Raw genomic sequence first — 11,766 nt, 5'->3', positions numbered from 1 at the left:
CCCCGGCTGACTGTGCTCACCCGGGGGACAAACCCCCGGACCCCCGGCAGCCACGCCTACCGCCCGTTGAACGCGTCCTTCAAGCGCGAGAACAGACCCTGCTGCCCCGGCTGGAACTGGCCCGTGGGCCGTTCCTCGCCGCGCAGCTTCGCCAGTTCGCGCAGCAGCCGCTCCTGCTCGGGGTCGAGCTTCGACGGGGTCGTCACCTCGACGTGCACGATCAGGTCGCCGCGCCCGCCGCCGCGCAGGTGCGTGATGCCGCGCCCGTGCAGCGGGATCGACTGGCCGGACTGCGTGCCCGGGCGGATGTCGACCTCCTCCATCCCGTCGAGGGTCTGCAGCGGCACCTTCGTGCCGAGCGCGCCCGCCGTCATCGGGATGGTGACCGTGCAGTGCAGATCGTCGCCGCGCCGCTGGAAGGTCTCGTGCGGGATCTCGTGGATCTCGACGTACAGGTCGCCGGCGGGACCCCCGCCCGGGCCGACCTCGCCCTCGCCCGCGAGCTGGATGCGCGTGCCGTTGTCGACACCGGCGGGGATCTTCACGGTCAGCGTGCGACGCGAACGGACCCGGCCGTCGCCCGCGCACTCGGGGCACGGGGTCGGGACGACGGTGCCGAAGCCCTGGCACTGGGGGCAGGGGCGGGACGTCATGACCTGGCCCAGGAAGGACCGGGTGACCTGCGAGACCTCACCGCGGCCGCGGCACATGTCACAGGTCTGCGCGGACGTGCCGGGCGCGGCGCCCTCGCCCGAACAGGTCGTACAGACGACGGCCGTGTCGACCTGGATGTCCTTGGTCGTGCCGAAGGCCGCCTCGTTGAGGTCGATCTCCAGCCGGATCATCGCGTCCTGGCCGCGCCGGGTGCGCGAGCGCGGCCCACGCTGCGACGCCGTACCGAAGAACGCGTCCATGATGTCCGAGAAGTTCCCGAAGCCGCCCGCGCCGAAGCCGCCGGCTCCGCCGCCACCGCCGGACGCGGACAGCGGGTCACCGCCGAGGTCGTAGACCTGCTTCTTCTGCGGGTCCGACAACACCTCGTACGCGGCGTTGATCTCCTTGAACCGCTCCTGCGTCTTCGGATCGGGATTCACATCCGGGTGCAGCTCGCGCGCGAGCCGCCGGAATGCCTTCTTGATCTCGTCCTGGGACGCGTCGCGGCGCACGCCGAGTACGGCGTAGTAGTCCGTGGCCACTTACGACTCCGCCAGGATCTGTCCGACGTAACGTGCCACTGCGCGTACCGCTCCCATCGTTCCGGGGTAGTCCATGCGGGTCGGTCCGACCACGCCGAGTTTGGCGACTGCCTCGTCGCCCGAACCGTAGCCGACCGCGACGACGGACGTGGAGGTGAGCCCTTCATGGGCGTTCTCGTGCCCGATCCGTACGGTCATGCCCGAGTCCTTGGCCTCGCCGAGCAGCTTGAGGAGCACGACCTGCTCCTCAAGGGCTTCGAGCACCGGCCTGATCGTGAGGGGGAAGTCGTGGCCGAAGCGGGTGAGATTGGCGGTGCCGCCGATCATCAGCCGCTCCTCGTGCTCCTCCACCAGGGTTTCGAGGAGGGTCGCGAGCACCGTCGACACCGTGCCGCGGTCCTCGGTCTCCTCGAACGACTCCGGAAGATCCTGCACCAGCTGCGGCACATCCGCGAAACGGCGGCCGACGACGCGGCTGTTGAGCCGGGCCCGCAGGTCCGCGAGCGAGGTCTCGCCGAACGGCGCCGGGCAGTCGATCATCCGCTGCTCGACCCGGCCCGTGTCCGTGATCAGCACGAGCATCAGCCGGGCCGGAGCGAGCGAGAGCAGCTCCACGTGCCGGACCGTCGACCGGGTCAGCGACGGGTACTGGACGACGGCGACCTGGCGGGTCAGCTGCGCGAGCAGCCGGACCGTGCGGCCCACGACGTCGTCGAGGTCGACCGCGCCGTCGAGGAAGTTGTGGATCGCGCGCCGCTCGGGCGTCGACAGCGGCTTGACGCCGGCGAGCCGGTCGACGAACAGGCGGTAGCCCTTGTCCGTCGGGATGCGTCCGGCGCTGGTGTGCGGCTGGGCGATGTAGCCCTCGTCCTCCAGGACGGCCATGTCGTTGCGCACGGTGGCGGGCGAGACGCCGAGCTTGTGGCGCTCCGTGAGCGCCTTGGAGCCGACCGGCTCCTCCGTCCCGACATAGTCCTGGACGATGGCGCGCAGCACCTCGAGTCTGCGTTCGCTGAGCATCGCGCACACCTCCAGCTGTCGTATCGGGTTGCTTCGGTTGCTCCACTTTTGGCACTCGCCCTGTTCGAGTGCCAGGAATCCCCCGGCCAGTGTACGGCGGCGGGCATCGCTCCTGGCAAGGAGGCCGCTTCGGAGGTCGCGTCGTAGGCGCTAGCGTCGCGGTATGGATGTCGATTGGGAAGAGTACGGCTGGGAGCGTCTGGCCGACGGTGTGGGGCGGCGACGGCTGCCGGGCTGGGACGCCACGGTGGGCGTGGTGATCGGACGGGACGCGGTGCTCCTGTACGACACCGGCTCGACGCTCGCCGAGGGCGCGAAGCTGCGGGCTCAGGTCGAGGCGCTCACGGGCGGGCGGCGAGTGACGCACATCGCACTCAGCCACCCCCACTTCGATCATGTGCTCGGCACGGCCGCGTTCCCGGGGGCGGAGGTGTTCGGGGCGGTGGGCCTGGACACGCTGCTGCGGCGGGAGGGGGCCGCGCTGCACGGCGACGCGGTACGGCAGGGGGTGGACGCGTTCGTGGCGGCCGCGGCGGTGGAGGCGCTGGTGACGCCGGGGCACTCGGTGTCGGGCGAGTGGACGCTGGACCTGGGCGGCCGCCAGGTGCTGCTGGCGAACGTGGGCCCTGGCCACACGGCGCACGATCTGGCTCTCTGCGTCCCCGGCTCGACGGAGGTGGTCTTCTGCGGTGACCTGGTGGAGGAGTCGGGCGAGCCGCAGGCGGGCCCGGACGCGATCCCGTCGCGCTGGCCGGACGCCCTGGACCGGCTCCTCGCGCTGGGCGGGGAGGCCGCGGTGTACGTGCCGGGGCACGGGGCGGTGGTGGACGCGGCGTTCGTGCGACGCCAGCGGGATGAACTGGCACGCCGCTTCTCCGTCGCATAACGTCGCCCGAATGCGCAGCTACAACCCGGATCTGACGCCCCCTTGGAAGCGTTCCGCGCCCGTGCCGGAGGTACCGGCGGAGGTGGACCTCGTCGTGGAGGAGGTCTCGACGGGCTTCTGCGGGGCGGTGATCCGCTGCGAGGCGGGCACGGTGACCCTGGAGGACCGGTTCGGCAAGCACCGGGTCTTCCCGATGGAACCGCGGGGCTTCCTGCTGGAGGGCCGGGTGGTCACCCTGATCCGTCCTTCCGCCGCCCCCGCCCGGCCCTCCCGTACGGCCTCCGGCTCGATCGCGGTCCCGGGCGCGCGGGCGCGGGTGGCCCGTGCGGGCCGGATCTACGTGGAGGGCCGCCACGACGCCGAGCTCGTGGAGCGGGTGTGGGGCGACGACCTGCGCATCGAGGGCGTGGTGGTGGAGTACCTGGAGGGCATCGACGACCTCCCGTCGATCGTCGCGGAGTTCGCCCCGGCGGCGGACGCGCGCCTCGGGATCCTGGTCGACCACCTGGTGCCCGGCTCGAAGGAGTCCCGCATCGCGGCGCAGGTCACGTCCCCGGACGTCCTGATCGTCGGCCACCCGTACATCGACGTCTGGGAGGCGGTGAAGCCGTCGTCCGTGGGCATCGGGGCATGGCCGGCGGTCCCGCGCGGCCAGGACTGGAAGACGGGCGTCTGCCGCGCCCTGGGCTGGCCGGAGAACACAGGCGCGGCCTGGCAGCACATCCTGTCCCGGGTCCACTCCTACAAGGACCTGGAACCCGAGCTGCTGGGCCGCGTGGAAGAACTGATCGACTTCGTGACGGCGCCGTAGAGACGGGGGCGCAGCCGGATGCGGGCTCGCGCCTCACATGAAACCGTTGTGGGCAGTCGTCCCGCAGGGCGGGACGGGTGGGCACGGGGCGGCGCCCTTGCAGGCCCCTCGCATGGGCGCGGTGCCCGTCAGGCGCCTCCGACGGGGTCGGTGCACGCAAAGGCCGCGCCCCGCGGCGTCGCGTGGCCCCGGCCCTGATCCCCCGGCCCCTAGTCCACCAGGTCCCTGACGACCGCGTCCGCCAGCAGCCGCCCCCGCAACGTCAGGACCGCGCGCCCCGCCTCGTACGGCTCCGCCGCGAGCAGCCCGTCCGCCAGCGCCTTGCGGGACGCGGCGAGCCCCGCGGGCTTGAGCAGCCCCAGCTCGACGCCCTCCCGGAGCCGGAGCTCCAGAAGCACCCGCTCCACCCGCCGGTCCTCCGCCGACAGCACCTCCCGCCCCGCCCCGGGCGACCTCCCGGCCCCCAGCGCCGCCGCGTACGCGCCCGGGTGCTTCACGTTCCACCACCGCACACCGCCCACGTGCGAGTGCGCCCCCGGCCCCGCGCCCCACCAGTCGGCGCCGCGCCAGTACAGCTCGTTGTGCAGGCAGCGCCCGGCCTCGGAGGTGGCCCAGTTCGACACCTCGTACCACTCGAAGCCGGCCTCCGCGAAGACAGAGTCCGCTATCAGGTACCGGTCCGCGTGCACGTCGTCGTCGGTCATCGGCACCTCGCCGCGCCGGATCCGCCGCGCCAGCTGCGTCCCCTCCTCCACGATCAGCGCGTACGCGCTCACGTGGTCGGGCCCGGCCCCGATCGCCGCCTCCAGCGACGCCCGCCAGTCGTCGTCGGACTCCCCCGGCGTGCCGTAGATCAGGTCCAGGTTCACGTGCTCGAAGCCCGCCGCCCGCGCCTCCGCGACGCACGCCTCGGGCCGTCCGGGCGTGTGCGTGCGGTCGAGGACCTTCAGGACGTGCTGCCGCGCGCTCTGCATCCCGAACGAGATCCGGTTGAACCCGCCGGCCCGCAGCTCCGCCAGGTACGCCGGGTCCACCGACTCCGGATTCGCCTCCGTCGTCACCTCGGCGTCGTCCGCGAGCCCGAACTCGTCGCGGATCGCCGCCAGCATCCGTACGAGATCCCCGGCGGCGAGCAGGGTCGGCGTGCCCCCGCCCACGAAGACGGTCCGCACCGGCCGCGGGTCGTCGCCGAGCACCTTCCGGGCGAGGCGGATCTCCTCGACAACCTGCCCGGCGTAGTTGTCCCGCGAGGCGAGCACCCCGCCGGCACCGCGCAGCTCGCTCGCGGTGTACGTGTTGAAGTCGCAGTAGCCGCAGCGCGTCGCGCAGTACGGCACATGCAGATAGAACCCGAGCGGCCGTTCCCCGGCCCCTTCCAGGGCGTGCGCGGGCAGCGCCCCGTCCTCGGGCATGGGCTCACCATCGGGCAGTACGGAAGGCATGAGCCCATTGTCCCGTACTGCCCGACGTGAACCTCCGGCCTGTGGATAACCCGGCCCGGCCCGGCCGGGGCCGGGGCCGGGCCCCGGCTACGCCTCCCGCGCCCCCGCGTACATCTCCTCGATCAGGTTCTTGTACGTCCGCTCCACGACCGGTCGCTTCATCTTCAGCGACGGGGTCAGCTCACCGTGCTCGACGTCCAGGTCCCTCGGCAGCAGCCGGAACTTCTTGATCGTCTGCCAGCGCTGCAGGCCCTCGTTGAGCCGGTCGATGTACCCCTGGACCATCTCCTGGGTCTGCGGGGCGGCGACGACCTCCGCGTACGCCTTGCCCGCGAGGTCGTGCTCGGCGGCCCAGCCGAGGATGGCGGGCTCGTCGAGCGCGATGAGCGCGGAGCAGTAGTTCCGGTCGGCGCCGAGGACGACGATGTTGGAGACGAAGGGGCAGACGGCCTTGAAGTGGCCCTCGATCTCGGTCGGCGCGATGTACTTGCCGCCCGAGGTCTTGAAGAGGTCCTTCTTGCGGTCGGTGATCCGCAGGTAGCCGTCGGCGGACAGCTCACCGATGTCCCCGGTGTGGAACCAGCCGTCCGGCTCCAGGACCTCGGCCGTCTTCTCGGGCAGGCCGTGGTAGCCCTCCATGATGCCGGGGCCGCGCAGCAGGATCTCGCCGTCGTCGGCGATCCGGACCTCGCAGCCGGGCAGCGGCTTGCCGACCGTGCCGGTGCGGTAGGCCTCGCCCGGGTTGACGAAGGAGGCGGCGCTGGACTCCGTGAGGCCGTAGCCCTCCAGGATGTGGATGCCCGCGCCGGAGAAGAAGTAGCCGATCTCGGGCGCCAGCGCGACGGAGCCGGAGACGGCGGCGCGCAGCCGGCCGCCGAACGCCTCGCGGAGCTTCTTGTAGACCAGCGCGTCGGCGACCTTGTGCTTCGCCGTGAGGCCGAAGGGCGCGGAGGCCGTGCCGGTACGGCGGAAGTTGTCCTGGGTGACCTTGGCGTACTCACGGGCCACGCCCGCCGCCCACTGGAAGATCTTGTACTTGGCGGGGCCGCCCTCGCGCGCCTTGGCGGCGACGCCGTTGTAGACCTTCTCGAAGATGCGGGGCACGGCGGCCATGTACGTCGGCTGGACCACCGGCAGGTTCACGATGATCTTGTCGATGCGGCCGTCGACGGCGGTGACGTGGCCGACTTCGATCTGGCCGGAGGTGAGCACCTTGCCGAAGACGTGCGCGAGCGGCAGCCAGAGGTACTGGACGTCGTCCTTGGTGACCAGCCCGGTCGCGGCGATGGCCTTGGCCATGTACGACCAGTTGTCGTGCGGGAGGCGGACGCCCTTGGGGCGGCCGGTGGTGCCCGAGGTGTAGATGAGGGTGGCGAGCTGGTCGGCGGTGATGGCCGAGACCCGCTCCTTGACGGCGTCGGCGTGCTTCTCCAGGTACGCCTTGCCGCGGGCCTCCAGCTCGGCGAGGGAGAGAACCCAGTCGTCGCTCTCGACGCCCGTCGGGTCGATGACGACGACGTGGTGGAGACCGGGCAGATCGGCGCGGGTCTCGCGGGCTTTGGCGAGCTGCGCCGCGTCCTCCGCGATCAGCACCTTGGACTCGGAGTCGGCCAGGATGAACGCCGACTCCTCTGCGTTCGTCTGCGGGTAGACGGTGGTGGTGGCGGCGCCCGCGCACATCACGCCGAGGTCGGCGACGATCCACTCCACCCGGGTGGAGGAGGCCAGGGCGACCCGCTCCTCCGGCTGGACGCCGAGGTCGATCAGGCCGGCCGCGATGGCGTAGACCCGCTCGGCCGCCTGCCCCCAGCTGAGCGACTTCCAGTCGTCCGGTCCCTCGCCGGATGCGGACGGGACCGGATAGCGATAGGCCTCCGCGTCGGGAGTCCGCGCCACGCGCTCAAGGAAGAGGGTCGCCACGGAGGGCGGCCGGTTCTCGATCAGGGTCTGTGTGTCGCTCACGACGTCCTCCGGGCGGCGGCGGTGCGTTCTAACTGGCGAGTAACCTTCGAGCCGGGATCAGAGTAGATGGCCGAAGTCCTGCGCGTAAGAGCCTGCGGGCCGCCGCTTCATACCCGGTTGATAACAGAAGGAACGGCGAACGGGCCCCCGCACGGTCAGTACGTGGGCCCGTTCGATGTATCTGTCAGCTAAACGGCTGATTGCCGACCGATTGCCGGCCGATCACTTCTTGGCCTTGCCGCCACCGGACTCGTCGCTCGACAGGACGGCGATGAAGGCCTCCTGGGGGACCTCCACGGAGCCGACCATCTTCATCCGCTTCTTGCCTTCCTTCTGCTTCTCCAGCAGCTTCCGCTTACGGGAGATGTCACCGCCGTAGCACTTGGCGAGGACGTCCTTGCGGATGGCGCGGATGGTCTCGCGGGCGATGACGCGGGAGCCGATCGCGGCCTGGATCGGCACCTCGAACGCCTGCCGCGGGATCAGCTCGCGCAGCTTGGCGACCAGCCGCACGCCGTACGCGTAGGCGGCGTCCTTGTGGGTGATCGCCGAGAAGGCGTCCACCTTGTCGCCGTGCAGCAGGATGTCGACCTTGACCAGGCTGGAGGCCTGCTCGCCGGTGGGCTCGTAGTCGAGGGAGGCGTAACCGCGCGTCTTGGACTTCAGCTGGTCGAAGAAGTCGAAGACGATCTCGGCGAGGGGGAGGGTGTAGCGGATCTCCACCCGGTCCTCGGAGAGGTAGTCCATGCCGAGGAGCGTGCCGCGGCGGGTCTGGCAGAGCTCCATGATCGAGCCGATGAACTCGCTCGGGGCGAGGATCGTGGCGCGCACGACGGGCTCGTACACGTCGTTGATCTTGCCTTCGGGGAACTCGCTCGGGTTCGTGACCGTGTGCTCGCTGCCGTCCTCCATGACCACGCGGTAGACCACGTTGGGGGCGGTGGCGATCAGGTCGAGACCGAACTCGCGCTCGAGCCGCTCCCGGATCACGTCCAGGTGCAGCAGGCCGAGGAAGCCGACGCGGAAGCCGAAGCCGAGGGCCGCCGAGGTCTCCGGCTCGTAGACCAGCGCGGCGTCGTTGAGCTGCAGCTTGTCGAGGGCGTCGCGCAGCTCGGGGTAGTCCGAGCCGTCGAGCGGGTACAGACCGGAGAAGACCATCGGCTTGGGGTCCTTGTACCCGCCGAGGGCCTCGGTCGCGCCCTTGCTCAGGCTGGTGATCGTGTCACCGACCTTGGACTGGCGGACGTCCTTCACGCCGGTGATGAGGTAGCCCACCTCGCCGACGCCGAGGCCGTCGGCCGGCAGCATCTCGGGCGAGTTGGTGCCGATCTCGAGCAGCTCGTGGGTGGCGCCGGTCGACATCATCTTGATGCGCTCGCGCTTGTTGAGCTGGCCGTCGACGACTCGTACGTACGTGACGACACCGCGGTAGGAGTCGTAGACGGAGTCGAAGATCATCGCGCGGGCGGGGGCGTCGGCGACACCGACGGGGGCCGGCACGTTCTCGACGACCCGGTCGAGCAGCGCCTCGACACCGAGACCTGTCTTGGCGGAGACCTTGAGCACGTCCTCGGGCTGGCAGCCGATGAGGTTCGCGAGCTCCTCGGAGAACTTCTCCGGCTGTGCGGCGGGCAGGTCGATCTTGTTCAGTACGGGAACGATGGTGAGGTCGTTCTCCATCGCGAGGTACAGGTTCGCGAGGGTCTGCGCCTCGATGCCCTGGGCCGCGTCGACGAGCAGGATCGTGCCCTCGCAGGCCGCCAGGGACCGTGACACCTCGTACGTGAAGTCGACGTGCCCGGGGGTGTCGATCATGTTGAGGATGTGGGTCTTTCCCTGGCCCGCGCCCTCGGTGGGCGCCCAGGGAAGGCGGACCGCCTGGGACTTGATCGTGATGCCGCGCTCGCGCTCGATGTCCATCCGGTCGAGGTACTGGGCGCGCATCTGCCGCTGGTCGACCACACCGGTCAGCTGGAGCATCCGGTCGGCGAGCGTGGACTTGCCGTGGTCGATGTGCGCGATGATGCAGAAATTGCGGATCAGAGCCGGGTCGGTACGGCTCGGCTCGGGCACGTGGGTAGGAGTCGCGGGCACGCAGGGTCTCGTCTCGGGGCGATGTCGGATCGATACGTAGGCTCCATGGTCCCATGACTGCGGTGCGGCGCTCGGTTTGGGCGGGCAGGAGAGCTGCTGATACCGTGGACAGCTGTGTCTCGTATGCCCTCTCAGCTACGGGCCACGCACTCAGAAACATCATCGAACCTGAAAAGGCTCTTTTCGTGGCGAACATCAAGTCCCAGATCAAGCGGAACAAGACGAACGAGAAGGCGCGCCTGCGCAACAAGGCCGTCAAGTCCTCGCTCAAGACCGCGATCCGCAAGGCCCGCGAGGCCGTCGCCGCGGGTGACGTCGAGAAGGCCGTCGTGGCTTCTCGCGCCGCCTCCCGCGCGCTCGACAAGGCTGTCTCGAAGGGTGTCATCCACAAGAACGCCGCCGCCAACAAGAAGTCGGCGCTGGCCACCAAGGTTGCCGCTCTGCAGGGCTGAGCTCTGATGTAACGCCGGACGGGACCCAGCGGGCCCTCTCTTCCGCTCCCACCCGGCACCCCGGACTCGTGCGCGACACGCGTTCGCCACGCGTGCACGAGCCCACCATCTGACGACGAAGGCCCCACCAGGCCCCTTCCCCAGGGACCCGGCGGGGCCTTCGCCGTACCCGACACCGACGCGGGGGGGGCGTGGTCGCCCGCCCGCACCCGGCCGACCACCCAACGCGGCGCGTGCCCCCGCCCGGACGCCTGCCTGCCCCGGCAGCACCGCCTGCGGCACTTGCCCGGCCGCGGCGCGTAGCCGACCCGTGATGGGCCGGTCGCAAGCCCGGCGCGGCGCGTGCCGCCCACGGCGTACGCCTGCCCCCGGCCCACACCCGTACGGCGCGCATGCCCGATGCAGCGCACACCCGCTGCGGAGTCTGTCCGCCGCGACGCGTAGCCGACCCGTGATGGGCCGGCCGCAAGCCCGGCGCGGTGCGAAGCTGGCGCTGATGCCCGGTGGGGGATGCGGGGCGCAGCCCCGCGTTCGTAGGCGTCCAGCCCCACCAGCCCCCGGCAGGGTTTCGGGAAGGGGTGGGGCGGGGGACCGAACCCCCGCCCCACCCCACCGCGTCACCGCCTCAGCCGCGCCGCCCGCGCCACCGCCACGACCGCCTTCTCCAGCGCGTACTCCGGGTCGTCCCCCCCGCCCTTCACGCCCGCGTCCGCCTCCGCCACCGCCCGCAGCGCCAGCGACACCCCGTCCGGGGTCCAGCCCCGCATCTGCTGCCGCACGCGGTCGATCTTCCACGGCGGCATCCCCAGCTCCCGCGCCAGATCCGCCGGCCGCCCGCCCCGCGCCGACGACAGCTTGCCGATCGCCCGGACGCCCTGCGCCAGCGCGCTGGTGATCAGGACCGGCGGGACGCCCGTCGAGAGCGACCAGCGCAGCGCCTCCAGGGCCTCAGCCGCCCGCCCCTCCACCGCGCGGTCCGCGACGTTGAACGAGGACGCCTCCGCCCGGCCCGTGTAGTACCGCCCGACGATCGCCTCGTCGATCGTCCCCTCCACATCCGCCGTCAGCTGCGACACCGCGGACGCCAGCTCCCGCAGGTCGCTGCCGATGGAGTCGACCAGCGCCTGGCACGCCTCGGGCGTCGCCGACCGCCCCAGCGCCCGGAACTCCTGCCGCACGAACGTCAGCCGCTCCGCCGGCTTCGTCGTCTTCGGGCAGACCACCTCCCGCGCGCCCGCCTTGCGCGCCGCGTCCAGCAGGCCCTTGCCCTTGGCGCCGCCCGCGTGGAGCAGCACGAGCGTGATCTCCTCGACGGGCGCGTCGAGGTACGCCTTGATGTCCTTGATCGTGTCCGCGGACAGGTCCTGCGCGTTCCGCACGACCAGCACCTTGCGCTCGGCGAAGAGCGACGGACTCGTCAGCTCCGCCAGCGTCCCGGGCTGGAGCTGCTCGGAGGCGAGGTCCCGTACGTCCGTGTCGGCGTCGGCGGCCCGGGCAGCCGCCACCACCTCCTGGACGGCACGGTCGAGGAGCAGGTCCTCCTGGCCCACGGCGAGCGTGACGGGGGCGAGGAGGTCGTCGGTCGAATTCTTCCTGGTGGCCATCGCGTCCAGCATCCCACGGGCCACTGACACTCCCTCCCGTACCGGAGAATGTCCTGGTGAGCGAACGACACGTACTGGTGCTTCCCGACCGCGACGCCGCCGAGGAGGTCTCCGAAGAACTTCCCGCCCGCTTCGGTCTCGCCGAGGAGCCGCAGCTCGTCAGGGACGCGCTGGCCGGGGAGGACGACGCCGAGGACGCGCAGTGGCTGGTCGTCGTGGAGGACCCGGAGAGCCGGCTGGACCCCGCGGCGCTCGACGAGCTCGCCGCGGAGTACCAGGGCTGGCTGGAGGCTCCGTAG

The 11,766-nt window shown here is 71.2% G+C and carries 10 protein-coding genes; 4 read left to right on the top strand and 6 right to left on the bottom strand.

Features of this window, described 5'->3' with window-relative positions:
* Nucleotides 1-56: 56 nt before the first annotated feature.
* Both dnaJ and hrcA read right to left on the bottom strand, forming a co-directional pair.
* The gene (gene dnaJ, locus FDM97_RS06900) at nucleotides 57-1,196 is read right to left on the bottom strand and encodes a molecular chaperone DnaJ (RefSeq protein WP_137989368.1); all 1,140 of its coding nucleotides are present in this window, start codon (nucleotides 1,194-1,196) and stop codon (nucleotides 57-59) included.
* Nucleotides 1,197-2,216: a heat-inducible transcriptional repressor HrcA gene (hrcA, locus tag FDM97_RS06895; protein WP_137989367.1), complete on the bottom strand. Its 1,020-nt coding sequence runs from the start codon at nucleotides 2,214-2,216 to the stop codon at nucleotides 1,197-1,199.
* 163 nt (nucleotides 2,217-2,379) lie between these two features.
* Between hrcA and FDM97_RS06890 the strand changes: the two genes are divergently transcribed.
* Nucleotides 2,380-3,102, top strand: coding sequence for an MBL fold metallo-hydrolase (locus FDM97_RS06890; RefSeq protein ID WP_137989366.1), 723 nt, complete (start codon nucleotides 2,380-2,382; stop codon nucleotides 3,100-3,102).
* Between the two features lie 10 nt (nucleotides 3,103-3,112).
* Nucleotides 3,113-3,913 (top strand): DUF3097 domain-containing protein, encoded by an 801-nt coding sequence (locus FDM97_RS06885; RefSeq protein ID WP_137989365.1) that lies wholly within the window; start codon nucleotides 3,113-3,115, stop codon nucleotides 3,911-3,913.
* 209 nt (nucleotides 3,914-4,122) lie between these two features.
* On the opposite strand, the gene hemW is transcribed toward FDM97_RS06885, so the two are convergent.
* From hemW to lepA, 3 genes are all read right to left on the bottom strand, one after another.
* Nucleotides 4,123-5,355 carry a radical SAM family heme chaperone HemW gene (hemW, locus tag FDM97_RS06880; RefSeq protein ID WP_137989364.1) on the bottom strand — a complete coding sequence of 411 codons (1,233 nt, stop codon included), beginning with the start codon at nucleotides 5,353-5,355 and terminating at the stop codon, nucleotides 4,123-4,125.
* Between the two features lie 87 nt (nucleotides 5,356-5,442).
* A complete protein-coding gene (locus tag FDM97_RS06875) occupies nucleotides 5,443-7,317 on the bottom strand; it encodes an AMP-dependent synthetase/ligase (protein ID WP_137989363.1) in 1,875 nt (624 codons plus the stop codon).
* Nucleotides 7,318-7,539: 222 nt separating this feature from the next.
* Nucleotides 7,540-9,411: a translation elongation factor 4 gene (gene lepA, locus FDM97_RS06870; RefSeq protein ID WP_137989362.1), complete on the bottom strand. Its 1,872-nt coding sequence runs from the start codon at nucleotides 9,409-9,411 to the stop codon at nucleotides 7,540-7,542.
* Between the two features lie 185 nt (nucleotides 9,412-9,596).
* Here lepA and rpsT point away from each other — a divergent pair, with 185 nt between their 5' ends.
* Nucleotides 9,597-9,863 (top strand): 30S ribosomal protein S20, encoded by a 267-nt coding sequence (rpsT, locus tag FDM97_RS06865; protein WP_137989361.1) that lies wholly within the window; start codon nucleotides 9,597-9,599, stop codon nucleotides 9,861-9,863.
* A gap of 617 nt (nucleotides 9,864-10,480) precedes the next feature.
* On the opposite strand, the gene holA is transcribed toward rpsT, so the two are convergent.
* Nucleotides 10,481-11,467: a DNA polymerase III subunit delta gene (gene holA, locus FDM97_RS06860; protein ID WP_137989360.1), complete on the bottom strand. Its 987-nt coding sequence runs from the start codon at nucleotides 11,465-11,467 to the stop codon at nucleotides 10,481-10,483.
* A 53-nt stretch (nucleotides 11,468-11,520) separates the two neighbouring features.
* On the opposite strand from holA, the gene FDM97_RS06855 reads away from it, so the two are divergent.
* Nucleotides 11,521-11,766, top strand: coding sequence for a hypothetical protein (locus FDM97_RS06855; RefSeq protein ID WP_175439376.1), 246 nt, complete (start codon nucleotides 11,521-11,523; stop codon nucleotides 11,764-11,766).

Source organism: Streptomyces vilmorinianum (genome assembly GCF_005517195.1).
Taxonomy (GTDB): domain Bacteria; phylum Actinomycetota; class Actinomycetes; order Streptomycetales; family Streptomycetaceae; genus Streptomyces; species Streptomyces vilmorinianum.
The sequence above is the reverse complement of the archived record's forward strand: the minus strand, read 5'-3'. Positions and strand labels throughout refer to the sequence as shown.